Origin of the sequence: Nevskia sp., assembly GCF_021732705.1 — a bacterium.
Classification (GTDB): Bacteria; Pseudomonadota; Gammaproteobacteria; order Nevskiales; family Nevskiaceae; genus Nevskia.
This window is the reverse complement of record NZ_JAKFUM010000011.1, coordinates 104,929-130,853: the sequence shown is the minus strand read 5'-3', so window position 1 is coordinate 130,853 and position 25,925 is coordinate 104,929. Positions and strand designations below refer to the sequence as shown.

General features: G+C 66.1%; 19 protein-coding genes. 12 read left to right on the top strand and 7 right to left on the bottom strand.

Going from position 1 to position 25,925, the window contains the following annotated elements; genetic code table 11:
- The first annotated feature begins 361 nt into the window (after positions 1-361).
- The 5 genes from QZ951_RS14540 (at position 362) to QZ951_RS14520 (ending at position 7,543) form a co-directional block, all read left to right on the top strand.
- Positions 362-3,976, top strand: a complete 3,615-nt coding sequence (locus tag QZ951_RS14540) for a hydantoinase B/oxoprolinase family protein (RefSeq protein WP_293001763.1) — start codon at positions 362-364, stop codon at positions 3,974-3,976.
- A gap of 2 nt (positions 3,977-3,978) precedes the next feature.
- Positions 3,979-4,659, top strand: coding sequence for a DUF969 domain-containing protein (locus QZ951_RS14535; protein WP_293001760.1), 681 nt, complete (start codon positions 3,979-3,981; stop codon positions 4,657-4,659).
- Positions 4,656-5,612 carry a DUF979 domain-containing protein gene (locus QZ951_RS14530; RefSeq protein WP_293001758.1) on the top strand — a complete coding sequence of 319 codons (957 nt, stop codon included), beginning with the start codon at positions 4,656-4,658 and terminating at the stop codon, positions 5,610-5,612. The genes QZ951_RS14535 and QZ951_RS14530 overlap by 4 nt, the downstream gene beginning before the upstream one ends.
- A gap of 36 nt (positions 5,613-5,648) precedes the next feature.
- On the top strand, positions 5,649-6,668 hold the full coding sequence (locus QZ951_RS14525; RefSeq protein WP_293001756.1) for a DUF2891 domain-containing protein: 1,020 nt from the start codon (positions 5,649-5,651) through the stop codon (positions 6,666-6,668).
- A gap of 236 nt (positions 6,669-6,904) precedes the next feature.
- Entirely contained in the window at positions 6,905-7,543 is a 639-nt protein-coding gene (locus QZ951_RS14520; protein ID WP_293001754.1) for a hypothetical protein, read from the top strand.
- Between the two features lie 658 nt (positions 7,544-8,201).
- Here QZ951_RS14520 and QZ951_RS14515 read toward each other — a convergent pair.
- The 6 genes from QZ951_RS14515 to QZ951_RS14490 form a co-directional block, all read right to left on the bottom strand.
- A complete protein-coding gene (locus QZ951_RS14515) occupies positions 8,202-9,413 on the bottom strand; it encodes an acyl-CoA dehydrogenase family protein (protein ID WP_293001752.1) in 1,212 nt (403 codons plus the stop codon).
- Between the two features lie 12 nt (positions 9,414-9,425).
- On the bottom strand, positions 9,426-10,721 hold the full coding sequence (locus QZ951_RS14510) for an acyl-CoA dehydrogenase family protein (protein ID WP_366943940.1): 1,296 nt from the start codon (positions 10,719-10,721) through the stop codon (positions 9,426-9,428).
- 29 nt (positions 10,722-10,750) lie between these two features.
- Complete coding sequence (locus QZ951_RS14505; protein WP_293001748.1) at positions 10,751-11,284, bottom strand: hypothetical protein; 534 nt, start codon at positions 11,282-11,284, stop codon at positions 10,751-10,753.
- A 37-nt stretch (positions 11,285-11,321) separates the two neighbouring features.
- Positions 11,322-13,136 (bottom strand): long-chain-acyl-CoA synthetase, encoded by a 1,815-nt coding sequence (locus QZ951_RS14500; RefSeq protein WP_293001746.1) that lies wholly within the window; start codon positions 13,134-13,136, stop codon positions 11,322-11,324.
- A 5-nt stretch (positions 13,137-13,141) separates the two neighbouring features.
- Positions 13,142-14,035 (bottom strand): metal-dependent hydrolase, encoded by an 894-nt coding sequence (locus QZ951_RS14495; protein ID WP_293001744.1) that lies wholly within the window; start codon positions 14,033-14,035, stop codon positions 13,142-13,144.
- A 90-nt stretch (positions 14,036-14,125) separates the two neighbouring features.
- Positions 14,126-14,989 (bottom strand): class I SAM-dependent methyltransferase, encoded by an 864-nt coding sequence (locus QZ951_RS14490; RefSeq protein WP_293001742.1) that lies wholly within the window; start codon positions 14,987-14,989, stop codon positions 14,126-14,128.
- Here QZ951_RS14490 and QZ951_RS14485 point away from each other — a divergent pair.
- The 7 genes from QZ951_RS14485 (at position 14,952) to QZ951_RS14455 (ending at position 24,933) form a co-directional block, all read left to right on the top strand.
- Entirely contained in the window at positions 14,952-15,833 is an 882-nt protein-coding gene (locus QZ951_RS14485; RefSeq protein ID WP_293001740.1) for a helix-turn-helix domain-containing protein, read from the top strand. The genes QZ951_RS14490 and QZ951_RS14485 overlap by 38 nt on opposite strands.
- Before the next feature lie 91 nt (positions 15,834-15,924).
- Complete coding sequence (locus QZ951_RS14480; protein WP_293001738.1) at positions 15,925-18,114, top strand: DUF1302 family protein; 2,190 nt, start codon at positions 15,925-15,927, stop codon at positions 18,112-18,114.
- A 106-nt stretch (positions 18,115-18,220) separates the two neighbouring features.
- Positions 18,221-19,768 carry a DUF1329 domain-containing protein gene (locus QZ951_RS14475; RefSeq protein ID WP_293001736.1) on the top strand — a complete coding sequence of 516 codons (1,548 nt, stop codon included), beginning with the start codon at positions 18,221-18,223 and terminating at the stop codon, positions 19,766-19,768.
- 115 nt (positions 19,769-19,883) lie between these two features.
- Positions 19,884-20,993, top strand: a complete 1,110-nt coding sequence (locus QZ951_RS14470) for a YCF48-related protein (protein WP_293001734.1) — start codon at positions 19,884-19,886, stop codon at positions 20,991-20,993.
- Between the two features lie 45 nt (positions 20,994-21,038).
- On the top strand, positions 21,039-23,630 hold the full coding sequence (locus QZ951_RS14465) for an efflux RND transporter permease subunit (protein WP_293001732.1): 2,592 nt from the start codon (positions 21,039-21,041) through the stop codon (positions 23,628-23,630).
- A gap of 12 nt (positions 23,631-23,642) precedes the next feature.
- Entirely contained in the window at positions 23,643-23,876 is a 234-nt protein-coding gene (locus QZ951_RS14460; RefSeq protein ID WP_293001730.1) for a hypothetical protein, read from the top strand.
- A 4-nt stretch (positions 23,877-23,880) separates the two neighbouring features.
- On the top strand, positions 23,881-24,933 hold the full coding sequence (locus QZ951_RS14455; RefSeq protein ID WP_293001728.1) for a hypothetical protein: 1,053 nt from the start codon (positions 23,881-23,883) through the stop codon (positions 24,931-24,933).
- Positions 24,934-25,011: 78 nt separating this feature from the next.
- On the opposite strand, the gene QZ951_RS14450 is transcribed toward QZ951_RS14455, so the two are convergent.
- Positions 25,012-25,794, bottom strand: coding sequence for an SDR family NAD(P)-dependent oxidoreductase (locus QZ951_RS14450; protein WP_293001726.1), 783 nt, complete (start codon positions 25,792-25,794; stop codon positions 25,012-25,014).
- Positions 25,795-25,925: the final 131 nt, after the last annotated feature.

Here is a 25,925-nt window from a genome sequence, read left to right as displayed (position 1 = left end):
CAGCCTGGTTGTCAGCGGACGCTTCCGATGGTTGTACAACCGGTCCCGGAAGCGAACCGCAGGCAATAATAACGCCGTTAGCGGAACACCGGCCGCAGTCGCCGGTACCCTGCGGCAAGCGCCTGATTCCAGTGTGCTTGTCGTGTCGGCGGGGCATCGCGGTCAGCCGTCGCGTGGCGACGCCAGGTCGCGCGTGCCGGCCCGGTCGGTTCAATTTGCCGATCACGCAGTCATCGTTTCCGATTCCGGCAGGACCGGCGGCGTCGGCACCAGACCCTGCCGGGCGCGCGCCGCCGCGCATGCGTCGCAGGCGAGGCGGCCCGGGCATCGATGCCACCAAGACCTCGGGCACACTGCACGCATGACTGTTCCTCTCGAAAACACGGTGCCGGGCTGGCACTTCTGGGTCGATCGCGGTGGCACGTTCACGGACATCGTCGCGCGGCGTCCGGACGGGTCGCTGCTGACGCTGAAACTGCTGTCCGAGAATCCCGGCCAGTACCGCGATGCGGCCACGCACGGGATCTCCCGGCTGCTCGCAGGCTACGGCGGTGGCCGTATAGAAGCCGTGAAAATGGGAACGACCGTCGCCACCAACGCGCTGCTGGAGCGCCGCGGCGCACCGACGGTGCTCGCGATCACGCGCGGCCACGGCGATGCGCTGCGCATCGGCACCCAGAGCCGGCCGAAAATCTTCGCGCGCCGGATCGAACTGCCGTCGCTGCTGCACGGTCTCGCCATCGAGATCGACGAGCGCGTCAGCGCCGACGGCGAAGTGCTCAGGCCGCTCGACGAAGCCGCCGCGCGGCGCGATCTCGCCGCCGCCTATGCCGCCGGCTACCGCAGTGTCGCGATCGTGCTGATGCATGGCTATCGGCACAGCGCGCACGAGGCACGGCTGGCCGACATCGCGACGGCAGTCGGTTTTTCGCAGATTTCCGTCAGCCACGCCGTCAGCCCGCTGATCAAGCTCGTCGCGCGTGCCGACACCACGGTCGCCGATGCCTATCTGTCGCCGGTGTTGCGCCACTACGTCGACACCGTGCAGCAGGCCCTGCCGGCCGGGACCCGCCTGCTGTTCATGCAGTCCAACGGCGGGCTGGTCGACGCCCGCGCGTTTCGCGGCAAGGACGCCGTGCTGTCAGGCCCGGCCGGCGGCATCAACGGGCTGGCCGTGACCGCAGCCGAAGCCGGCATCACGCAGGCGATCGGCTTCGACATGGGCGGCACATCCACCGACGTCTCGCACTGGGCCGGGGCGTTCGAGCGCTCGTTCGAGACCGTGGTCGCCGGCGTCCGGATGCGCGCACCGATGCTGAGCATCCACACGATCGCGGCCGGCGGCGGCTCGATCTGCCGGTTCGACGGCGCGCGGCTGCGCGTGGGGCCGGAATCCGCCGGCGCCGTGCCCGGGCCCGCCAGCTATCGCCGCGGCGGGCCGCTGACGGTGACCGACTGCAACGTCATGCTCGGCAAGCTGCAGCCGGCCTTCTTTCCGGCCGTGTTCGGCCCGAACGGCGATCAGCCGCTGGATCGCGAGGTGGTCGTCGCGCTTTTCACCGAACTTGCGGCGGACGTGGCCGCAGCGACCGGCATCGCCCAGACGCCGGCCGGCCTCGCCGCCGGCTTCGTGCGCATTGCGGTCGAAAGCATGGCGCGGGCGATCCGGCAGATCTCGACCCAGCGCGGTCATGACGTGACGCGCTACACCCTCGTCAGCTTCGGCGGCGCCGGTGGCCAGCACGCCTGCCTCGTCGCCGAGGCGCTCGGCATGCGGCAGGTCATGGTCCATCGGTTCGCCGGCGTGCTGTCGGCCTACGGCATCGGGCAGGCCGATGTCCGCGTGCTGCGCGAACGCAGCATCGAGGCGCCGCTCGCGAGCGCTGGCGAGGCCCGCTTGCGCGCGATGGCAGATGCGCTGGCCAGCGAAGCGATGGCCGCTCTCGACGCACAGCAACTGCCGCTGGCGTCCCGACGCACGCAGGTCACGGCGCGGATCAAGGTCGCTGGAACCGACAGTGCGATCGCCGTCGACCATGCCGATGCCAGGACCCTGCGGCGCAGCTTCGAAGCTGCGCATCGACAGGCCTTCGGTTTCGATGTGGCCGGCCAGCCGCTGGTGGTCGAGATGCTCGTGGCGGAGGCGATCGGCACGGCGGCTGCGTCGTCCCCGGGCACCGCATCGAGCATCGATAGCGGCGAGCCTGCCGCGCTGGCGACCGTGACGATGCACGACCATGACGGCGTGCCGGTGTTCGATCGCGAGCGCTTGCCGAGCGGCTGGACCGCGCGCGGCCCGGCGATCATCCGCGAAGCGACCGGCACCACCATCGTCGAGCCGGGCTGGACGGTGACGGTCGATCCACTGCGCAACCTGATGCTGGTGCGCGATGCGGCGGCCTGCGCGAGCGTGCAGGCGAGCACGGCCATCGACCCGGTGCTGCTCGAAGTCTTCAACCATCGCTTCATGGCCATTGCCGAGCGCATGGGCCACGCGCTGCAGAACACCGCGACCTCGGTGAACATCAAGGAGCGGCTCGATTTCTCCTGCGCGCTGTTCGATCGCGACACACGACTCATCGCCAACGCGCCGCACATTCCGGTGCATCTCGGCTCGATGGGCGATTCGGTGCGCGCCGTGGTCGAGGCCCGCAGTGCCGCCAGCCCGCTGCGTCCGGGCGATGTCTGGATGCTGAACGCGCCGTACAACGGCGGCACGCACCTGCCGGACATCACCGTCGTGATGCCGGTGTTTGCCGCCGACGACACGCTGCTGGCCTTCGTCGCCGCGCGCGGCCATCACGCCGACATCGGCGGCATCTCGCCGGGATCGATGCCGCCGAACAGCCGCACGGTCGACGACGAAGGCGTGCTGATCGACAACGTGCAACTGGTCGAGGCCGGGCGCTTCCGCGAGGCCGAAGTCCGCGCCCTGCTCGGCGCCGGTCGCTGGCCGGCCCGCAATCCGGATCAGAACATCGCCGATCTCAAGGCGCAGGTGGCCGCCTGCCATACCGGTGCCGACGAGCTGCGGGCGATGATCGCGAGTTTCGGCCGCGACGTGGTCGAGGCCTACATGGGCCACGTGCAGGACAACGCCGAAGCGGCCGTGCGCAACGTCATCGGCCGCCTGCGCGATGGAGAGGCCACGGTGACCATGGACGATGGCGCGGTGATCCGGGTCGCCGTGCGCATCGATCGCGCCGCGCGCGGCGCGACGGTCGATTTCACCGGCACCTCGCCGCAGCTCGCAAGCAACTTCAATGCGCCGCGCGCGATCTGCCGCGCCGCCGTGCTGTACGTGTTCCGCACCTTGATCGACGACGACATCCCGCTGAACGATGGCTGCCTGCGGCCGATCAAGCTGCGGATTCCGGACGGTTCGATGCTGAGCCCGGTGCCTCCGGCCGCCGTCGTCGCCGGCAATGTCGAGACCAGTCAGGCCATCACCGATGCGCTGCTCGCCGCACTCGGCGCGCTCGCCGGCTCACAGGGCACGATGAACAACGTCACCTTCGGCAACGCGCAGCATCAGTACTACGAAACGATCTGCGGCGGCGCCGGTGCCGGGCCCGGATTCGATGGTGCCAGTGCCGTGCAGACGCACATGACCAACAGCCGGCTGACCGATGCCGAAGTGCTCGAATCACGCTTTCCGGTGCTGGTCGAACGCTTCGCGATCCGGGAAGGCTCCGGCGGGGATGGCCTGCATCGCGGCGGTGACGGTGTCATCCGCAAGCTGGTGTTCCGGGAGCCGATGACCGCCGGCGTCCTGTCGAACCGTCGCCGCGTGCCGCCGCAGGGTCTCGCCGGTGGCGGCGACGGCGCCGTCGGGCGCAACACGGTGCTTCAGGCTGATGGCGCGGTGCGCACGCTCACCGCGACCGACAGCGCCGAGATGCAGCCGGGGGATGCCATCGTCATCGAGACGCCGGGCGGCGGCGGCTGCGGCCGCGGCCCGGACGGAGCGCTCTGACCATGCTGGTGCTCGGCGGCATCGCAGTGGTCGTCGTCGGCTTCGCGCTGCGGCTGCATCCGCTGCTGGTGATCGTGGTTTCGGCACTGGTCACGGGCCTGGCCGCCGGCTTCGATCCGCTGGCAGTCATCGCGGCACTCGGCAAGGCCTTCAACGACAGCCGCTACATCAGTCTGGTCTGGCTGGTGCTGCCGGCGATCGGCGTGCTGGAACGCGCTGGCCTGCAGCAGCGGGCGCGGCAGCTGGTGACCGGCCTAAGGACCGCGACCACGGGCCGCCTGCTCGCCGCGTACTTCGTGCTGCGGCAGCTCACCGCCGCGCTCGGGCTGACCTCGCTCGGCGGCCACGCGCAGATGGTGCGGCCGCTGATCGCGCCGATGGCGGAAGCGGCGGCCGAATCTCGGCTGGGGCCGCTGTCGCAGCGCATTCGCGATCACGTTCGCGCGCAGACGGCGGCGGTCGACAACATCGCGCTGTTCTTCGGCGAAGACATCTTCATCGCGATCGGCTCGATCCTGCTGATGGTCGGCTTCCTGCACAACAACGGCCATACGGTCGAGCCGCTGCGGCTGGCGCTGTGGGCGATTCCGAGTGCCGTCGCAGCACTGCTGATCCACGGGTTCCGGCTCTGGCGGCTGGATCGCCAGCTGGCGCGCGCCGTGGCCGAGGAGCGGGCCGCGTGATCGGCCTGCACGAGGTCTATCTCGTGGCCGGTGCGATGTTCGCCCTGTTCGCGATCGGCAGCGTCGGCGATCGTGCCAACCCTCGTCGCTTCACCAACACGGCGTTCTGGGGCCTGTTCGCGCTCAGCTTCCTGGCTGGCGATGCGCTGGGCGACCTCGGCAACGGCGCACTGGTCATCGCGATGGTGCTGCTGGCCGGCATTCGGGGGCTGGGCCTCGGGCAGCCGAAGACGACGAGCGCCGAGCAGCGCACGGCGAGCGCGCAGCGGCTGGGTCTGAAGCTGTTCGTGCCGGCGCTGGCGATTCCGCTGACGACCCTGCTCGGAACCTTGCTGCTGAAGCGCATGACGATCCACGGCGCGCCGCTGATCGATCCGAAGCAGGCCACCTTGGTCTCGCTGACCTTGGGTGCGGTCGTCGGCATGACCTTGGCGATCACGCTGCTGCGGCAGCCGTGGTCCTCGCCGGCGCATGACGGACGGCGGCTGATGGATACCGTGGGCTGGGCGGCACTGCTGCCGCAGATGCTGGCCTCGCTCGGCGCAGTGTTCGCGCTCGCCGGCGTCGGCCCGGTGATCGGCGATCTGGCGACGCAGAGTCTCGCGGTCGACAGCCGCATCGCCGCCGTCTGCGCCTACACCGCCGGCATGGCGCTGTTCACGATGGTGATGGGCAACGCTTTTGCGGCGTTCCCGGTGATGACGGCGGGCATCGGCCTGCCGCTGATCGTCGGCCGCTACGGCGGCGATGTCGTCGTGATGAGCGCGCTCGGCATGCTGTCCGGCTTTTGCGGCACGCTGATGACGCCGATGGCGGCCAACTTCAATCTGGTGCCGGCCGCCCTGCTTGAACTGCGTGATCGCCATGCCGTGATCAAGGTGCAGGTGCCGACGGCACTGCTGCTGCTCGCGTTCAATACCGTCGTGATGATCGCGTTCGTGTTCCCGGACTGACCCGCCACCGCCCCCGAGTCATCACTCGTCGACGCCATGACCCGCCATCGCCTGACCGAAGCCACCGCTTCGAAGTTCGCCCGCATCGCACTTGGCCATGTCGGCCGCGAGTATCCGAACGCAGTGAAGCTGATCCTGCGCGACGATGCCGATCTGAAGCTGCCGCGGATGCTGTATCCGATCTTCCACGGCAGCCTCGACTGGCATTCCTGCGTCCACGGCTACTGGCTGCTCGCGACCGTGCTGAGGCTGTTTCCCGGCATTCCGGAAGCCCCCGCCATCCGCCGTCAGTTCGAGCACGCGTTCACCGCCGACAAGGTCGCCGGCGAGCGCGCCATGCTGGCGCAACCCGGCAATCGCGGTTTCGAGCGGCCGTACGGCTGGGCCTGGCTGCTGATGCTGCAGGCGGAACTGCTGCGCCATGTCGATGACGCCGGCCGTCGTCACGCCGCGATCCTGCAGCCGCTTGCCGATGATTTCGTCGCGCGCTTTCGCAGTCATCTGCCGCTCGCGACCTATCCGGTGCGCGTCGGCACGCACTTCAACACCGCGTTCGCGCTGCGGCTCGCGGCCGACTACGCCGATGCGGTCGGCGACACTGCGTTCATGGCCCTGCTCAAGGACTGCGCTTGGCGCTGGCATGCGCAGGATCGCGACGCGCAGGCCTGGGAACCGTCAGGCGACGACTTCCTGTCGTCGACCCTGATCGAAGCCGAAGCGCTGCGCCGCCTGCTGACGTCGTTGGACTTCGCACGCTGGTTCGACGCCTTCCTGCCGCGCCTCGCGGCGCGAGAGCCGGCCAGCCTGTTCATGCCGGCCGAGGTCAGCGACCCCAGCGACGGCAAGATTGCCCATCTCGATGGACTCAACCTCAGCCGCGCATGGTGCTGGCGATCACTGGCCGCGAGCCTGCCCGTGACCGACGCTCGCCGCGCCGTGCTGCTGGAATCGGCGGAGCGCCATCTGGACGCCAGCCTCGCGGCCGTCGCTGGCGACTACATGGGCGAACACTGGCTCGCGACCTTTGCGCTGTTGGCGCTGCTCGCCGCCGAATAATGTGCCTGACTCCTTTCTACTGTAGGTTCATCATGAAGTGTGGTGTGAGTCAAAACTCGATGACGAAACCTGCATGCAGCTGAACTCCGGAATGGCCGCCAATGGCTTGGGCATGGACCAAGCGGCAGGATGCCTTGCAAGCATCGTTCTTCGGGTTTGTCCGACAACAGGACGGATGAGGCAGGTACGACGGTGTTATTCACTAATGTTTAGCTAGTTAGCGTTGGACGGCATAAATGGCGCGTGATGATTGGTTCCGAAACACAGAGTGGAACTCGGAAATTGAGGCTGCATTTCTTGTCAAGCTGAAGCGCGCACGCGACAAGGCCCAATATCTAAGAATTCAGGCATGCACACTCGCACGTAAGCACCCTGCCGCTGCCCTATACCTGCTGGAGCAATACTTCGGCCTGGGCGAGCATTTCGATCACGCGCAAGCGCATGTGGATCGTGCAACGGCGCATCTTGCGCTCGGCAGTTTAGAAGAAGCTATAAGGTCTTATGAGGCCGCTCTTGCAACGGAAGAAAAGCGCCCGAACCTGAAAACTCAGGCTTACTTGGATCTGCCGTTCGTAATCGCAACTCAAGGTATCAGAGGGCGTTATCAGCAGGCGTTGCACATCCTCAGTGAGCACAAGTCGAGGCTTACGTTTCCGATCGATCATTTTCGCTGGCACACCGCTCACTCGCTGATCTACGCCGAGCTCGGTAATGCGCCAGATGCACAAGCTCATGCAGTGCGCGCGCTTGAGGCAGCAGACAAGGAGCACTCTGGGTTCCGCTACCATCCGGGCGTCGGCCTAGTTGGCGATTCATACGTCGGCATTCGCAAGAAGCTGGCGGTCAATGCCATTCAACTAGCCATTGAGCCCTAGTGCCCCGCCTCCGGCCGTTCCGCAGGTGAATTTTGGCGTTAGTTTCCGATGGACAGTTTGTCGCGCTACCCCGAAGCAATAGACAGTGCGCTCGTGGGCACCTATCCGGCATCAGCCAACGCTGGGGCGGCTAGATTTGGAATGCGGTTCTGGAGTATCGAGTTTGGTGCTATCCCAGCGCGGCAGCAGCTGACATCTGCGGCGGTTGTGACTATTACTACGCTTTCGCTTCATTCGAGGAAGCTGAAGACTTTTCCTTCAGGACAGTAGGGGCCCACAAGCCGCTCGCGCTCGTGCTTCTGGAGGAGTACGTCGACGAGGAAGAGCCGCCCCGGTCCGTCCACGTCAAAGCGCATCGCATTACCGAGTGGCCTGCAGAGTTCCTATCACGTCCAAGGCGAACCCCGTCCACTATTTCTGACTTCATGTCCCTGACTGCACCTGCAAACAGCCTCGCCGTCCTCAGGGGGCTTGCCGAATGAGTCTGTCGTATTGGCATCGAACTTCGCGTTCAAATGGACCTCGGAGAGGTTTCGATGTTTCCTGATGCGTGGTCGCGGCTCGGCCGCTTGACGCGGCGTTGGACCCAGAAAAAAAGCCCTCCACCGCGCAAGCGGAGGAGGGCCGAGGTACCGCATCGAGATGCGTGCCGCTGGACTCAGCGCAGTTCCGCGGAGCTCTTGCCGAGCAGGCGACGGGCGACGATCAGCTGCTGGATTTGCTGCGTGCCTTCGAAGATGTCGAGGATCTTCGCGTCGCGGGCCCACTTTTCGAGCAGGCTGGTTTCGCTGTAGCCGACCGCGCCGGCCAGTTCCAGCGCCTTCAGCGAGACATCGACGCAGGTGCGGCCGGCCTTGGCCTTGGCCATCGAGGCCTGCAGCGAGTTCGGCTTGCGGTTGTCGGCCATCCATGCGGCCTGCAGGGTCAGCAGGCGGGCGGACTCGTAGTCCGCTTCCATCGCGATGAACTGCGCGGCGGCGGCACTGAGCGCGATCACCGGCGCGTTGTAGTCGATCACCACACCGGCTTCCTCGAGGATGCGGCGCGTTTCCTCGAGCACGGCGCGGGTCAGGCCCAGCGCCATGCCGGCGACCAGCGGCCGGGTGTTGTCGAAGGTCTGCATGACGCCGGCGAAGCCCTTTTCGACATTGATTTCCGGATCGCCGAGCAGGTTCTTCGCCGGCACGCGGACATCCTTCAGCACGAACGCGGCGGTGTCGGACGCGCGAATGCCGAGCTTGTGTTCGAGGCGCACCAGTTCGAAGCCCGGCGTGCCCTTCTCGACGACGAAGCTCTTGATCGCGGCACGGCCGATGTTGCGATCGAGTGTTGCCCAGACCACGACCAGTTCGGCACGGTCGCCGGCCGTGACATAGATCTTTTCGCCGTTCAGGATGTAGTCGTCGCCATCCTTGACCGCGGTGGTACGGATCGCGGCGGAGTCCGAGCCGCAGCCCGGTTCGGTGATCGCCATCGCGGCCCAGCGGCCCTTGAAGCGTTCCAACTGCTCCTCGTTGGCAACGGCCGCGATCGCCGAGTTGCCGAGGCCCTGACGCGGCATCGACAGCAGCAGGCCGACGTCGCCCCAGCACAGTTCCATCACGCCGACCAGCGACGACAGGTTCGAGCCATTGCGGTTCTCGTTGCTGCTGTCACGGGTGCCGCGGCCGACACCGGCGGCACCGGCGCCGGCAGCGCCGCCGCCGGCGGTCATGCCGTCGAGCAGCGAGGCCAGCATGTCCAGTTCCTTCGGATACGCGTGTTCGGCGAGATCGTACTTGCGCGAGATCGGCCGGAAGATTTCCTTCGCGACCTGATGGGCCTGCATCGCCAGGCCGGCGAACTTCTTCGGGGTTTCGAGATTGATCATGTTCGGAATTCCTTAGACGAGGACCACGCCTTCCATCACGCCGACTGCGCGCAGGTCGCGGTACCAGCGTTCGGCCGGATGCTCCTTGACGAAGCCGTGGCCACCAAGCAGCTGCACGGCGTCTGAGCCGATGGTCATCGCCTTGTCGCTGCACAGCTTGCGGGCGATGGCGGCCTCGCGCGCGAAGTCGAGGCCCTGTTCGGCACGCGCGGCGGCGCGATAGGTCGCCAGCCGCATGCCTTCGAGTTCGATGCCGATGTTGGCGATGTTGAACGCCACCGACTGGCGATGGCTGATCGGCTCGCCGAACGCGACGCGCTCGTTCACGTACGGAATCAGGTAGTCGAGCGCGGCCTGCGACGCGCCCACGGCCAGCGCGCACCAGCCGATGCGCGCGAGCTGGATACAGTCGGCATAGGCGCTGGCATCACCGGCGGCGAGCAGTGCTTCGTCCGGCAGGCTGACGTCGGTGAACCGGACGCGACCGGTGCCGGCCGCGCGCAGACCCATTGCCGGCTCGGCTTCGACGCTGATGCCGGCGCTGCCGGCTTCGACCACGAACAGGGCGGGGCCATGTCCTTCGAGATCGGCAGCGACGATGAACAGTTCGGCATCGGCGGCCAGCGGCACCAGCGACTTCTCGCCGCTGAGCAGATAGCCGTTCGCCACCGGCTTCGCGACGGTCTTCAGCGCAAACGGGTTGAACAGCGCGCGCGGTTCCTGGATCGCCAGCGCGGCGGCTGGCAGGCTTTCGCCGGTGAACGCCGGCAGATACTTGGCCTGCTGCGTTTCGTTGCCCCACAGCACCAGCGCGGTCGAAACCGCACTCGGCGCGAGGCAGGCCACGGCCAGGCCGAGATCGCCCTGGGCCAGCGCTTCAGCGACCAGCACATTGGTGACGGCGGAGCGCTCGGCACCGACGCCACCGAGATCTTCCGGGATGCCCATCATCGCGATGCCGAGTTCGGCGGCCTGCGTCAGCAGCTCGCGCGGCGCCTTGCACGCGGCATCGGCGGCGACGGCGGCCGGACGCAGCTGCTCGCTGGCAAAGCCGAGCACGGCGTCGCGCAGCATCTGCTGCTCTTCGCTCGGCGTGAGGTCGAACAGATCGCGCGACGGCGCCTTCGGCAGGCGCGACGGCTTCAGCAGCTTCTGCGTCGCGGCGAACTGGCGGCCGGCGGCACCGGCGACGCGGAACGCGTTCTTCGACGTGTTGAACAGCAGACGTTCGGCCGGCTTGCGCAGGCCAAGGCGGTCGATCACGGGCAGGGCGGACACGCGGTTCAGCACGCGCAGGCCGCGGCCCATCAGGACATCGGCAAGGGGGGCAGCAGGTTTCATGGTTTCTTCGGTGCAGGTTGTTTCGGGGAACGGGATTTCGGCTGCGACGCCGGCGCTGCCGGCTCGGCGGCGAGGGCTTCGGCGGTGCGAGCGAGGAAGCGCTCGATCAGCGTGCTCATCTTGGCGCTGATGAAACTCGGGGCCAGCGGCCGGTACAGCAGCGGCACCGGCACGTCGTTCATCACGCCATTGACCTTGAACTGCATCTGCGTGGCGTCGCCGCTCGCGGTCAGGCGAATCTCGCCGCCGATGCTGGCATTGCCGTGACCGGGGACCGGCACCCAGCGGATGACGCCGTTGCCACGGTCGATGCTGTAGCGCGCGGCGTAGCTCAGGTCATGCGCGATGCGGGCGATGCGCACGCCCATCGTGCGCATGTCCCAGCGGTAGCTGTGATCGTCGAGCCGGGTCAAGGCTTTCAGATTCGGGAAGCGGCCGATCGTGCTTTCGACGTCGTCCAGCAGCGTCAGCGCGCGCGCATGCGAGACAGGCAGCATCAGGCTGCGTTCGATATTGAGGTCGATTTTCATCGGATGACAGGACGGGCAGGGCGAGCGGCGGGCGGGTTCACAGGCGCAGCGCGCCGCTGACGATCTTCGCGTGCAGCGCGCGGGTCAGGCGGACATAGCCATCGCGATCGAGCAGATACAGCGGGTCTTCGACCACGGCCGGATCGAAGCCGTCGCGCTTGAGATCGACCTTGCGGTACTTGAAGGTGGCGGTGACTTCCTGCTCCTGCCGCAACCGGATGAACAGCGGCACGGCATACGCGGGCAGCGCCTGACGCAGCGTCGCGGCGACCGCCTTGCCGTCGAAGCGTTCGCCGACGCAGGACAGCGAGGCCATCCCGGCGCGGCCGTCGCAGTTCGGCACTTCCACACCGTAGACCACGGCCTGCTCGACGCCGTCGATCTGGTTCAGTGCCGCTTCGACCTCGGTGGTGGCGACGTTCTCGCCTTTCCAGCGGAAGGTGTCGCCGACGCGGTCGACGAACTGGATGTGACGCCAGCCCTGATCGCGCACCAGATCGCCGGTGTTGAACCAGCAGTCGCCGCGCTTGAAGACATTGCGCAGCTGCTTGCTGTTGCTGGCCTTGGCGTCGGTGTAGCCGTCGAACGGCGCGCGATCGGTGATCTCGGCCAGCAGCAGGCCGACTCCGCCGCTCGGCACCTTCTTCAGGAAGCCGCGAGCATCCTTCACCGGTGCTTCGGCTTCGGCATCGAACTCGACGATGGCGAACGGCAGCGGGCAGAAGCCGGTGGTCTTCGACAGGCCGAAACCATTGACGAAGGCCACGTTCGATTCGCTGGCACCGTAGAACTCGTTGATCCGCGGAATCGCGAAGCGGGACTGGAACGCGTCCCAGATTTCCGGACGCAGGCCGTTGCCGACGATCAGCCGGATGCGATGTTCCTGATCACGCGGGCCCGGCGGCTGGTTCAGCAGGTAGCGGCACAGTTCGCCGATGTAGCAGAACGCGGTGGCGTCGAAGTGGCGCACGTCGTCCCAGAAGCGCGAGGCCGAAAACTTGCGGCCGATGGCCAGCGCCGCACCGGCGCCGATGGCGGCGCCCCACGACACGGTCAGCGCATTGTTGTGATACAGCGGCAGCGGGCAGTACAGCGTGTCATCGGCGTGCAGGCGCAGCGACATCTGGCCGAGCCCGGCCATGCCGCGCAGCCAGCGGTAATGCGTCATCACCGACGCCTTGGGCAGGCCGGTGGTGCCGGACGTGAAGATGTGGAACGCCGGCGTCTTCATCGCCACGGCCTGAGTTTCCGGGCAGTCGGCGGACGATTCGTCGTCGGCGAGCTTGGCCAGATCGCGCCAGCCGCGCGGCGCCTTGCCGCTGCCGAGCCAGAGCCGGACGACGCTGGCATCGAGCCGCTCGCCCGCCGCCAGCGAGTCCAGCGCTTCGAGGCATTCCTCGCCGGCAACGATGATGCCCGGCGCGCTGAGCTTCAGGCTGTGCGCCAGCACGCTGCCGCGCTGGTTGTGGTTGACCATCGCCGCCACGGCACCGAGCTTGACCACGGCGGTGACCACGGCCAGGGCTTCCGGCCGGTTGTGCAGCAGCACTGCCACGCGCTGGCCGGCGCGCAGGCCGCGCCCGCGCAGCACGGCAGCGATGCGATTGGCCCAGCCATTGAACTCGGCATAGGTCCAGGTCCGGTCATCGAACTTGATCGCGATGTTCTGGCCGTGACTGCGCGCCAGTTCCTCGATGCGCAACCCGATCGAATCGATCGAGGCCGGCTTCTTCAGCGCCAAGGTCGCTAGCCCCTGCCCGACGATCAGGGCATCCGGCAGCGCCGACAGCGCGCCGCGCACGATGTCGGTCAGGTGCAGGCGATCCTGCGGCTGATCGGAGCTTCCGCGCATGGGGTTCAGGCAGCGCGCGGCAGGTTGCGGGCGACCGAGACCGGCTGCCAGCCTTCGAGCAGCGCGCGGTTGTCGTGCTGCCACGGGTGGAAGCCGGGACGGAAGTACGCAAGCCACGGCAGCACGATGCGGCGAAGCAGGCCCGGTCGGCCCCAGAGATGGTTCATCAACCGCAACCAGCCGCGCAGGTTGCGATGCTCGCCGTCCTGCCGGATCAGGTGGTAGTGGGTGCGCGCGGTCTGCCACAGGAAGCGGATCGAGACGCTGACCATCACCGTGCAGCGCAGCACGTAGCCGCGAACCGAGCCGCGGGTGATCGCGCGGAACACGTCGAACGCGACGGCCTTGTGCTCGGTTTCCTCGACCGCGTGCCAGCGCCACAGCGCGGCCATGCGCGGGTCGGCACCGGCGGTGAGGCGCGGCTCGCGCAGCAGCACGTCGGCGAGGATCGCGGTGAAGTGTTCGAGCGCGATGGTCGCGGCCAGATGATGGATCGGCGGCAGGTGCTGGCGAGCGAAGTTCAGCAGGCTCAGCGCGCGGGCTTCGAGCAGCTCGGCGTCGTAGCCCTGCTCGGCCAGGCGGGCGTTGTAGGCGCGATGCTCGCGGCCATGCATCGCTTCCTGACCGATGAAGCCCTTGATGTCGGCCAGCAGCGCCGGATCGGTGATGCGTTCGCGGTAATGACGGACGCTGTCGATGAAGAATTGCTCGCCTTCCGGGAAGAACAGCGACATGGCGTTGTAGAACTGGCTGACGCTCGTGCCGTCGCCGTGCCAGTGCTTGAGGTCGACGTCGTCGATCGCGAAATGCAGATCCCGGCGCGTGATCGCGGCGGCGCCGGAGGGCGCGACGGTGACGGTGCTGCCGGGGTTCGGGCTGCCCTCGGTCGTGCGATTCATGGACGGTCTCCTCCTGCGATGCGGCGGATAATGGAACAAGTGTTCACAAACTTCCACCGGTTGGTTTTTGCCTAGTCCGGTCGCGTGCACTCACGCGGCGCGCGGAGACTCGGTGTGGGCGACGATCACGCGGACCAGGCGCGCGGCCGGATCGCGACAGTCCGGCCAGTCTTTCGCAAGGTCCGACGGGCGCAGCAGTTTCGCGCTGGAAAAGCCTGCTGATTCAATTGCTTGGACTGCCTCGTCGGCCGACGAGAAGTGCAGGTGCACGCGGCCGCGGACGAACACCGACAGCGCCTGCACGAACGCGCGCACGGCCGGATTGCGGTTTTCGCCGCCGATGTGCAGGTCCGACAGGTACAGCCCGTTCGGGAAGCGCGACAGCGTTGTCGCCATGCGCGACCACAGGCCGGTGACGGCATCGACCGGGAAATAGTTGATCAGGCCTTCGGTGATGATCGCCGTGCCTTGGGTCGGATCGAGGGTGTCGGCGATGGCCGCGAGGCTCATCGGCCCGGCTTCGGCGAAGGCGTCGATATCGACCACGCGATGGCGGTCACCGTGATGCCCCAGCCGCGTCAGCAACGCGCGCTTGCGTGCCGCCATGCCCGGCAGGTCGGCCTCGATGTAGCGGATGCGCGGGCCGTAGTGCTTGACGAAGCGCCAGCCGCGCGGCGACAGGCCGGCGGCGATCTCGATCACCTGCGTGACCCTGCCGGCCTTGATCGCGGCATGGAGTTGCTGGTCGATGACCCGATGGCGCGACAGCAGCAGACCCTCGAGCGTCGGTCCGCCGAGCGCGCGCGCCAGCGCCAGCGCCGGCCGCGCGGCCTGGAACATCAGATGGCCTTCGAGCGTTGCGAAGGCCGGATGCGACAGGCCGTTGCGGGCCCAGACGGCACCGGTGTACAGCGCGGTGGGGCTGACGGCGGCGGCACGCGACGGTTTCGGCATCACTGAACTCCTTTGGGAAAAATTCACTGCAGGCTTGCCGCGAAAACATGAATGCGACTATCGTAATGGAACCGCATTAACTCCTGGATGTCGCCCCCCGTCCATGCTGATCGCTGCCAAACGACCTGTCGCCAGCAAGAAAGCCGATGGTCGTGCCGTGGTCTCGCGGGCCATTGCGCGCAGTCCGCGCAGCAAGCGCATCGCCGAAAGCACCAGCGGCACCCGCGAGGTGCTGATCCGGGAAGCGATGAAGCTGTTCGCCGACCGCGCGATTGGCGCTGTCAGCCTGCGCGAAATCGTGCAGAAGGCCGGGCAGGGCAATCAGTCGGCGATCCACTATCACTTCAAGGACAAGCAGGGCCTCGTCGACGCCGTGGCCGAGCATGTCCAGCAGATTTTCCAGCCTTACTACGATGCGGCGCTGGCCGATGTCCGCGCAGCCGACGAGGCCGGCACCCTGGGCACCGAGGATCTGGTCACCGCGCTGGTGATGCCGGTGGTGCTGGTCTTCCACGCCAACGAAACCGGCCGCGATGCGATCCGCTTTCTGGCCAAGCTGGCCTCCGATGGCGGCGATGTCGGCCAGTCGCTGCTGCTGAGCAAGAGCGCGTCGTACGTCATCGAGATCGAACGGCTTCTGGCGAAGCGCCTGCCGCGCAAGCCGCGTGAAAAGCTGTGGCTGCAGATGTTGCTGTGCCTGAGTTCCACGTTGTTCGGCTTGACGGCGCTGGGCGGACTCCGCTTTTCGCCATTCGGAAACAACGCGCCGCTGTACCCGGGGCGGCGCGATGAACTGATCCGGGATTACGTCCATTTTGTCAGCCGCGGAGTGCTGGGCGACTGACCTGCAGCAGACCAACGATGCCCGCTCGGGGGCATACGACAACAAGAACAACCGCCGTGCACGCATGCGGCGTCCAGTGGGGAGAAAGTTGATGAAACTGAATGCATTCCGCAGCGCCGTTCTCGTGGCGCTGGCCTATCAGATGCCCGCGCACGCGATCGACTTCGAGTTCGGTGAATTCACCGGCTCGTGGAAGAGCAGCCTGTCGGTCGGTGCCGCGGTTCGCGCCGAGAAGGCCGACGCCCGACTGATCGGCAAGACCAACATCAACCCGGCGCTGTGCCCCGACGGCTGCCTCAGCTTCACCGGTGATCCGGCCCCGAACCAGCGTCTGGTCGATGCGCCCGGCGCCTTCGTCGGCACCAACAAGGACAACGGCGACCTGAACTACGACCAGTGGGATCTGGTGTCGGGCGTCACCAAGCTCAGCACCGATCTCAGCGGCCAGTACGACAACCTGAACTTCAAGTTCGGCGTGCTGGCGTTCTTCGATCCGGTGAACTACCGCTTCACCGAAAGCCATCCGGACACCAATTTCCAGCCGGCGCGAACCGCCCGTCCGAGCAATCAGGGCCGTCCGGTCGGTCAGGATTTCCAGATCAAGGACGCCTTCATCGGCGGCGCCTTCAACCTGCTCGGGCAGGATTTCAACGCCACCGTCGGCTACCAGCACATCCGCTGGGGCGAGTCGAGCTTCGTGGTGCTGAACTCGATCAACGAACTGCAGCCGCCGGACGCCCGCCTGCTGCACCAGCCGGGTACGCCGATCAACGAAGTGTTCCAGTCGGTGCCGCTGCTGAGCTTCAACACCCAGCTCGGCGAAGGCCTGTCGCTCGACTTGATCTACCAGTTCGCGTGGCGCCGCGTGAATCCGGACGTGGGCGGCACGTTCTATTCGTTCCTCGATTTCTACAATGCCGACAGCTTCCTGGTGTCGGTCGGCCAGTTCTCGGAAGATCCGGATCGCCTGCAGCGGATTCCGTTCCCGATCAACGCCATCTCGAACTCGTCCCTGACGGCGCAGGTACTGCCGCTGAGCTTCGCGCAGCCGAACAATCAGGGGCAGGGCGGCTTCAAGCTGACCTGGTATCTGCCGGAGTTCAACGGCGGCACCGAACTCGGCTTCTATGGGCTGAACTATCACAGCCGCCTGCCGTACGTGAGCGTGATCGCGACCAGCGAATCCTGTGCCCGCGACGCCAACGGCTTCGTCGATGCGTTCACTTCCTGCAATGGCTTCGTCGGCCTGAATCCGGAGACCGGGCTGGAGCCGGCGCCGATCGATTCGCTGAAGGTGTTCTTCGACTACCCGGAGAACAACCAGGTGTTCGGTGTCAGCTTCAACACCAACATCGGCAAGTGGTCGCTGGCTGGCGAGTATTCGGTGCGCCCGAATCTGCCGCTGCAGGTCAGCGTCGTCGATCTGTTCTTTGCCGGCCTGCAGCCGTCGCTGCCACGGCAGGACATCACCCTCGGCCTGTCGCCGCAGTTCATCACCCAGACCATCGCTGCGCTCGGCCCGGCGATCGGCGACATCACCACGTCGAATCCGCAGCAGCTGCTCGGCAATGTCACCGGTCTGCTGAACGGCCTGCCGACGCTGCTCGGCGCCGTCGGTTCGGGCGATGTCTTCACGCTGCCGTCGTCGCGCAATGCCGTGCCGGACTTCATCTCCGGCTATCGCGGCCAGGAAATCCAGCCGAACCAGCGCATTCGCGGCTATGAGCGCTTCACGGTCGACCAGCTGGACCTGACCGGCATCCGCGCCATCGGTGCGTCGGAAAACCCGTTCGGCGCCGATCAGGTCATCATCCTCGCGGAAGTGGGCCTGACCCACATCTACGGCCTGCCGAGCATCGATCGCCTGCAGATCGAAGGCGGCAACAACAACAACACGCACGCCAGCCCGGGTGCCGACGGCACCGGCCGCCCGAACGGCACGCCGGACGCGCGCTCGCTGAACCCGACGCAGCAGCGCAAGGGCTTTGCCAGCGACTTCTCGGCCGGCTACCGCATCCTGACGCGCTTCGAATACAACAACGTGTTCTTGGGCCTGAACTTCAAGCCGGCGCTGTTCTTCGGCCACGACGTCTATGGCATCTCGCCGCTGCCGGTGCAGAACTTCATCGAAGGCACGATCACGTATTCGATCAGTACCGAAATCGAGAATGGCGGCCCGTGGGCCGGCCAGCTGATCTATCTCGGCTCGACCGGTGGCGGCACCAACAACACCCAGCGCGATCGCGACACTTTCGGCTTCCAGATTTCGTACACGTTCTGATCCCTGATGCATGCCGCCGGCGCGTCGCAGGGATGCGGCAGGCCGGCACGCCGCAACCCCCGAGCCACCTCGATTGGCAATGAAGAATCACGAGAGGAGCACACCGATGTTCAAGAAAATGAGTCTGTATGTGGCGGGTGCCGCGATCGGCATGGCCGCCAGTTCCGCGGCATTTGCCAAGGCGGGTCCCGATGAGGCGGCCAAGCTCGGCAAGGAATTGACGCCGGTCGGTGCCGTGGCCGGTGCCAACGCCGACGGCTCGATTCCGGCCTGGGTCGGCGGCAAGAACTTCGACGCCGAAGTGCGTGCGCTGACGCCGGCGAAGCTCGAGGAACTGCGTCAGCAGTTCGAAGCGATCCGCGCGAAGAGCCCGGGCGACTTCGACGCGCTGCTGAAGTATCTCGATACCTTCACGCTGGCCGACTACCCGAAGATCTCCAAGCAGATCGACGACATCATCGCCAAGCTGCCGCCGGATCTGGCCAAGCTGGCCACCAAGCAGCGCCAGCAGATCGGTGGCGGCGGCACGTTCGAGAAGCCGCTGTTCATCATCACCAAGGCGGATGTCGCGAAGTACGCCGACAAGCTGACCGAAGGTCAGAAGGCGATGTTCGCGAAGTACCCGACGTACAAGATGATCGTCTACCCGACCTTGCGTTCGGCGTTCTTCCCGGACCAGATCAACGCCGCGACGATCAAGAACGCGACGACGGCCGAGCTGAAGGGCACCGATGAAGTCGAAGGCGCGGTGCTCGGCTTCCCGTTCCCGATTCCGAAGTCGGGCGCGGAAGTGATCTGGAACCACAAGATGCGCTACCGCGGTTCAGCGGTGAAGCGCTACAACAACCAGGCCGTGGTCAAGGCCGATGGTTCGTACAAGATCACCAAGCTGATCGAGGACGTGAAGTTCAAGTACGCGAACCTCGAGGAAGCCAATCCGGGCACCAAGATCCTGCTGTACTACCTCTCGAACGTCGTGGCGCCCGCCAAGGTCGCCGGGCAGCTGACGCTCGTGCATGAAACCTCGGGTGCCGGCGGTTCAGGCCGTGATGCGTGGATCTTCAACCCGGGCCTCGGCCGCGTGAACCGCGCGCCGGACGTGGGCTACGACAACCCGTACATCGGTACCGACGGCGAGCAGTTCAACGACCAGGTCGACGTGTTCAACGGCGCGCTCGATCGCTATGACTGGAAGCTCGTCGGCAAGAAGGAGATGTACATCGCGTACAACTCGTTCCTGATCAACGCGCCGCTGATCAAGTACAAGGACATCGTCCGTCCGGGCCACATCAACCAGAACCTGTCGCGCTATGAGCTGCATCGCGTCTGGATCGTCGAGGCCACGCTGCGCGCCGGCCTGCGTCACCAGTTCAAGAAGCGCCGCTTCTATGTCGACGAGGACAGCTGGGCGATCGCCGCGGTCGATGCCTACGACAACCGCGACCAGCTGTGGAAGGTGCAGGAAGCGCAGCTGATCTCGGTGCCGTTCGTGCCGACCGTCACCGGCATTCCGGAAGTGATCTACGACCTGCAGTCGGGCCGCTACTTCGTCACCGCGCTGTCGAACGAAGACAAGATCAGCGACTTCAAGATCGGCTTCAAGGATGACTACTTCTCGCCGGGCAGCCTGAACCGCAAGTCGCAGTCGAAGTAGTCGCGCAGTCGCAGTACTGGCAGCTCCACCGGGCCGGCGAGACCACTCGCCGGCCCCGTGCCGGAAGCGCCGTCGTTGACGGCACGGCGCCGGCTCAAGATTTCAGGACCCTCGCATGAATCGTCACGCTCTCTCGCTGCGCAAGCTGGCCGCGCTGTCGTCGCTCGCGGTCGCCGTTGCCTTCCCGGTCTACCTGTTCGCGCAGGAAGCGGAATCTTCCGGCGACGAAGACACCGGTACCGACACGACGCTCGTCGCACGGCCTTCGGTCGAAGCGCCGCGTGCGGTGTCGAGCCTGCTGCTGGGCATCGCCAAGGCCGGCTCGGGCTATGTCGCGGTGGGCCAGCGCGGCGGCGTGCTGCTGTCCGAAGACGGCAAGGCGTGGAAGCAGGTTCCGACTCCGGCGGATGCGACCCTCGTGCGCGTCCGCTTTCTCGATGACACCCATGGCTGGGCCGTGGGCTACGACGGCACCATCCTCGCGACCGAGGATGCCGGCAAGACCTGGACGCTGGCGCAGTTCGATGCCAGCTGGGGCAAGCCGTATTTCGACATCCTGTTCTTCGACACGAGCAATGGCCTCGTCGCCGGCGGCAATGGTGCGCTGAAGCGCACGGCCGATGGCGGCAAGACCTGGGAGACGATCGAATCGTCCGTGTTCGAGGATCAGCCGAATCTCTACAACCTCGTCACGCTCGGCGATGGCAGCCTGCTGCTGACCGGTGAACGCGGCTTCCTGGCGCGCTCGGTCGATCGGGGCTCGACCTGGACACAGCTCAAGTCGCCGTACACCGGTTCTTACTTCGGCACGGTGCCCGATGGTGCCAACGGTGCCGTGATGTTCGGCCTGCGCGGCAACGCGTTCCATGCGGCCGACCTGTCGAAGGCGGCCGTGCTGACCGAAGCCGACCTCGCCGCGCTGCGGGAACTGGCCGCGAATCCGGAAGCCTCGGGCAGTCTGGCCAATCCGATCAGCGAAGTCGCGGGCTGGACCCGTCTGGCATCGGAAGACACCGAAAGCCTGTTCGGCGGCTCGGTCAGCGACGACGGCCAGGTGCTGCTGTTCGGCGCCAACGGCCGCGTCATGAAGGCGGATTTCGCCGCCGGTGCGCTCAACCGCATCGTGCTGCCGACCAACATCAACATGAACATGGGGCTGGCTGCTGCCGGCGGCCTGATCGTGGTCGGAACCTCGGGCGTGCAGGCGCTGCCGGTTCCGAACTGACGCTCGCTGCTCACACCACATAACGATTCGTCGCGGAGAAGGGACATGGCAGGTGCAGCAGTAGGCGGCGTCTGGGCCGAGAAGATTCTCAAGGTCGTTGAACCGATCATCTACGGCAAGCGGCACATCACGCACTGGGTGCTGATCGTGCTGACCCTGCTGTTCGTCGTGCAGACCGGGCGCCTGAAGCCGGACGCCGGCTGGCTGAAGTCGGTGCCGCTGGAACATCCGTACATGGAGAAGTTCCGCGAGTACTACCGTGACTTCGGTGGCGCCAACACGGTGCTCGTCGCGCTGATCAAGGACGAGGGCACCGGCGACATCTACACGCCGGAATTCATGGGCACCTTGCAGAAGGCGACCGATGAAGTGTTCTTCATGCCGGGTGTTGACCGCGCCAAGGTCACGTCGCTGTTCACGCCGAACGTCAACTACGTCGAGAACATCGAAGGCGGCCTGTCCGGCGCCACAGTGATTCCGCCCGACTATCAGCCGACGCCGGACGTGCTGCAGAAGGTGAAGTCGAACGTCGCCAAGGCGCAGGTGATCGGTCGCATCGTCACCAACGACCAGCGCGGCGCGATGATCCTGACCGAACTGCTCGAGATCGATCCGCAGACCGGCGAGAAGCTCGACTACCCGAAGGTCGGCCAGTATCTCGAACAGTTGCGCGCGAAGTACGAGAAGGACGGCATCAAGGTCCACATCATCGGCTTCGCGAAAATCGTCGATGACATGACCAAGGCCTCGCTCGAGGTCGCCGGCTTCTTCGGCCTGACCCTGATCATCACCGGCTTCCTGCTGTGGATCTATTGCGGCTCGTTCAAGCTGGCGATGATCCCGCTGTTCTCGTCCGTGGTCGCCGTGGTCTGGGAAATGGGTCTGTTGAAGACCCTCGGCTACGGGGTCGATCCGTTCGCGATCCTGGTGCCGTTCCTGATTCTTGCGGTGTCCGTGTCGCACGGCGTGCAGTACGTCAACGCCTGGGTCGATGAAGTGCACGCCGGCAAGTCGAGCTTCGATGCCTCGCTCGAAACGTTCCGCCGTCTGGCCATCGCCGGCACCATCGCGCTGCTGACCGACGTCGCCGGCTTCGCGACGATCTACCTGATCAAGATCCAGATCATTCAGGAGATGTCGATCAACGCCGTGCTCGGCGGACTGGCGATCATCGTCGCCAACAAGATGTTCGTGCCGATCTGGCTGACGATGGTCAAGCTGAAGGACGTGAATGCCTTCATCGATCGCCAGACCAAGAAGGACGCGAAGCTCGATCCGATCTGGTGGTGGCTGTCGGGTGTCACCAAGCCGGCGGTGGCGACCGGCGTGCTGGCGGTGTCCGGTGCCATGCTGGGCTGGGCGCTGTGGGGCAAGGCGGATCTCAAGATCGGCGACGCGCTGAAGGGCGTGCCGGAACTGCGGCCGGATTCCCGCTTCAATCAGGATTTCAACGCGATCACCGACAACTTCCAGATCGCCGTCGACATCTTCAAGGTCATCGCCGAAACCAAGCCGAATGGCTGCGTCAGCTACCAGCTGATGGATCAGGCCGACCGCTTCGCGTGGAAGATGGAAAACACCGATGGCGTGCAGTCGACGCTGAGCCTGCTGACCTTCGCCAAACTCGTCTATCAGGGCCTGTCGGAAGGCCGCCTGAACGCGCTGGTGCTGCCGCGCAACCAGTTCGCGCTGGCGCAGGCCACGGCACTGGTGCCGACATCCACCGGCCTGCTGAACGACGACTGCGACGCGCTCGCGATCTACCTGTTCACCAAGGATCACAAGGCCGCGACCATCAGCCACATCGTCGAGGAAGTGAAGAAGTTCAATGACGAGAACGCCAAGGACTTCTTCTCGCGCGCCCCGGACGTGACCCCGGAGTACTGCTCGACCAAGTACACGACGTTCCAGAAGCTGAAGGCGGCGAATGCCGAAGTGTTCCAGCTCGGCGACTCGGCCAAGCCGGAAGTGCTGGAAGCCGCCCGCAAGAACCAGACGGACCTGCGCACGGCCTACGAAGGCATGACCAAGGATTGCCCGGTGAACTTCGCGCTCGCCACCGGCAACGTCGGCGTGATGGCCGCCACCAACGAGGTGGTGGAGGAGCAGGAAGGCCGCGTCGTGCTGCTGGTCTACGCCGTGATCCTCGTGCTGCTGTGGATGTGCTTCCAGGAGTGGCGCGCACTGGTCTGCATTCTCGTGCCGCTGGGTCTGGTGTCGGAGATGGGCTACGCGGTGATGGCCTCGCTCGATATCGGCATGAAGGTCGCGACCCTGCCGGTGCTGGCACTGGCGGTCGGCATCGGCGTCGACTACGGCATCTATGTCTACGGCGTGCTGGTGTCGGGCCTGAAGGAAGGCAAGAGCCTGCGCGTGGCCTACTTCGAAACCCTGCGCGGCACCGGCAAGGCGGTGATCTTCACCGGCATCACCTTGGCGGCGTCGGTTTCGACCTGGCTGCTGTCGCAGCTGCAGTTCCAGATCGACATGGGCCTGCTGCTGCTGTTCATGTTCACCGCGAACATGTTCGGCGCCGTGCTCGGCCTGCCGGCCATCGCGGCATTCCTGTACCCGCCGAAGCCGGGTGAAGCGCCGGCCGTGCGGCCGACCAATCTGGCGCCGGCGCGTCCGGTCTGATCCTTCATCGTCATGGATCGATCAGACACCCGATCGGCAGCGCTCGGCGAACTGGAGGCTGCGCTTGAACGGCAGCCGCCAGCCGGGCTCGATGCACTGGATGCGGCCGAACTCGGCAAGCTGGCGCGCCTGCTGAGCGAGGCCAAGCGCACGCAGAAGGCGCAGGTCGATGCGGCGCTGACCGAATCGCTGAGCCACGTGCCGTTGCTGCTGCGCGGCGCCGTGCGCAAGATCCTGGATCTGTAGGCCGATGGCGAAGTCCACCACCCAGGCGGCACTGACCGCGCTGTCGCTGGCGCAGCGGGCGGAAATCATCAAGCTGGCGCGGCTGTGCCGGGTCGAGGACGCGTCCTTGGCCTGGCTCGGCAAGCTCGACGCGCCGCTGATCCGGGCGCTGCGCGAGCGGGCGACCGCGGCGATGTTCGATGCCGATCGCAAGCGCTTCCAGAACATGGCGACGGCCAGCCGTCTGCTGCCGATCCCGATCCTCGTGCTGATCATCGAGAAGGTGATCGGACCCTTGATCTGCGCGCGCGTCTGCGGGCTGGTGCCGGCGGCGCGGGCGATCGAGATCGCCGAGAAGCTGAAGCTGCCGTTCCTCGTCGATGCCTGCATCGAACTCGACCCGCGCTCGGCCCAGGAGTTGATCGCGGGCTTTCCGAAGCATCTGATCGTCGCAATTGCCCGCGAACTGGCACAGCGCGGCGAATACGTGACGATGGGCCGCTTCATCGACCTGATCGCGCTCGACGCGATCCGGCCGGTGGTCGATGCGATCACCGATGACGCCAAGCTGCTGCACATCGCGTTCTTCGCCGAAAGCACCGAGCGGCTCGGCGACATCGTCGCCCGCATCGCGCCGGAGCGCCTGCAGGCGGTGGTCGGTCACGCGGCAACCGGTTCGTCGGACCTCTGGGCCGAAGCGCTGGCGCTGATTTCCGGCGTCGATGCCGCGCTCCAGCAGAAGCTGGCAGCGATCACCGGCGAACTGCCGGAAGCGGCTCTGAACAACATCGTCAAGAACACGCAGGCGATCGGCCGCTGGGACGTGCTGCTGCCGATCGTGGCGCGAATGGAGCCAAGGCTTCAGAAGCGCGTGATCAACCTGCCGGTGATTCAGGACGACGCAATCTTCGGCGACATCATCCGTGCCGTGTTCCGGCTGCCGGACATCCGGCCGGTGATCCTGCTGCTGACGCAGCTGGAAGCGGATGCCCGCACCAAGCTCGACGCCGTCGCGCAGCAGATCGGTCTGACCCTGCCGGACCCGGCGCTGCTGATGCCCCTGCTGAACGACCGCTGATCTCGCGGCTGACGAAACAGAAAGCCCGCGACCGAAGGCTCGGTCGCGGGCTTTTTCATGCGTGCTGCCGGGCGTCGCTCAGCGCGGCGCCATGCGGATGGCACCATCGAGGCGCACGCATTCGCCGTTGAAGTAGCCGTTCGAGCACATCTCGACAACCAGACTGGCGTATTCGGCCGGATTGCCGAGGCGCTTCGGAAACGGCACCGAGGCGGCGAGGCCGTCCTGCACGTTCTGCGGCATGCCCGCCATCATCGGCGTCATGAAGATGCCCGGCAGGATGGTGTTGATGCGGATGCCGTCGTTCATCAGATCGCGGGCAATCGGCAGAGTCATGCCGACGACGCCGGCCTTCGATGCCGAGTACGCCGACTGGCCGATCTGGCCGTCCTGTGCGGCGACCGACGCCGTGTTGATGATCACGCCGCGCTCGCCGTGCTCCAGCGGCGCCGCGGTGATCATGCCGGCGGCCGACTTGGCGATGCAGCGGAACGTGCCGATCAGGTTGATCTGGATGGTCTTTTCCCACTGATCGAGCGCGAAATGCTTGATTTCGCCGGTCTTCTTGTCGAAGCCGGCGGTCTTCGCAGCGGTGGCGATGCCGGCGCAATTGACCAGGATGCGTTCCTGACCGAGCGCGGCGCGCGACTTGGCGAAGCCGGCGTCGACATCGGCGTCCGACGTCACGTTGACCTTGCAGAACACGCCGCCCAGTTCGGCGGCCAGCGCTTCGCCGCGGGCCTCGTTCATGTCGAACAGGGCCACGCGAACGCCGTGGGCGGCCAGGCGGCGGGCCGTGGCCTCGCCCAGACCGGATGCACCGCCGGTGACCACGGCAGTGACGGAACCATCAAGAATCATCGTGCTTTCCTCGGGGTTGTGGGAGGTATCGGGTAAACAAGTGTAACTTTTTTGGACTCCGTCAATTCAATGACGGAATAACAAAATAACGGTGCTGAAAGCGCCGTGGACTCAGTGTTTCGAACCGTACA

Coding starts and splice junctions, on each gene's coding strand:
- QZ951_RS14540 (WP_293001763.1), top strand. CDS start 362: ATGACTGTTCCTCTCGAAAACACGGTGCCGGGCTGGCACTTCTGGGTC.
- QZ951_RS14535 (WP_293001760.1), top strand. CDS start 3,979: ATGCTGGTGCTCGGCGGCATCGCAGTGGTCGTCGTCGGCTTCGCGCTG.
- QZ951_RS14525 (WP_293001756.1), top strand. CDS start 5,649: ATGACCCGCCATCGCCTGACCGAAGCCACCGCTTCGAAGTTCGCCCGC.
- QZ951_RS14520 (WP_293001754.1), top strand. CDS start 6,905: ATGGCGCGTGATGATTGGTTCCGAAACACAGAGTGGAACTCGGAAATT.
- QZ951_RS14515 (WP_293001752.1), bottom strand. CDS start 9,413: ATGATCAATCTCGAAACCCCGAAGAAGTTCGCCGGCCTGGCGATGCAG.
- QZ951_RS14510 (WP_366943940.1), bottom strand. CDS start 10,721: ATGGGCCGCGGCCTGCGCGTGCTGAACCGCGTGTCCGCCCTGCCCGTG.
- QZ951_RS14505 (WP_293001748.1), bottom strand. CDS start 11,284: ATGAAAATCGACCTCAATATCGAACGCAGCCTGATGCTGCCTGTCTCG.
- QZ951_RS14500 (WP_293001746.1), bottom strand. CDS start 13,136: ATGCGCGGAAGCTCCGATCAGCCGCAGGATCGCCTGCACCTGACCGAC.
- QZ951_RS14495 (WP_293001744.1), bottom strand. CDS start 14,035: ATGAATCGCACGACCGAGGGCAGCCCGAACCCCGGCAGCACCGTCACC.
- QZ951_RS14490 (WP_293001742.1), bottom strand. CDS start 14,989: ATGCCGAAACCGTCGCGTGCCGCCGCCGTCAGCCCCACCGCGCTGTAC.
- QZ951_RS14480 (WP_293001738.1), top strand. CDS start 15,925: ATGAAACTGAATGCATTCCGCAGCGCCGTTCTCGTGGCGCTGGCCTAT.
- QZ951_RS14475 (WP_293001736.1), top strand. CDS start 18,221: ATGTTCAAGAAAATGAGTCTGTATGTGGCGGGTGCCGCGATCGGCATG.
- QZ951_RS14470 (WP_293001734.1), top strand. CDS start 19,884: ATGAATCGTCACGCTCTCTCGCTGCGCAAGCTGGCCGCGCTGTCGTCG.
- QZ951_RS14465 (WP_293001732.1), top strand. CDS start 21,039: ATGGCAGGTGCAGCAGTAGGCGGCGTCTGGGCCGAGAAGATTCTCAAG.
- QZ951_RS14460 (WP_293001730.1), top strand. CDS start 23,643: ATGGATCGATCAGACACCCGATCGGCAGCGCTCGGCGAACTGGAGGCT.
- QZ951_RS14455 (WP_293001728.1), top strand. CDS start 23,881: ATGGCGAAGTCCACCACCCAGGCGGCACTGACCGCGCTGTCGCTGGCG.
- QZ951_RS14450 (WP_293001726.1), bottom strand. CDS start 25,794: ATGATTCTTGATGGTTCCGTCACTGCCGTGGTCACCGGCGGTGCATCC.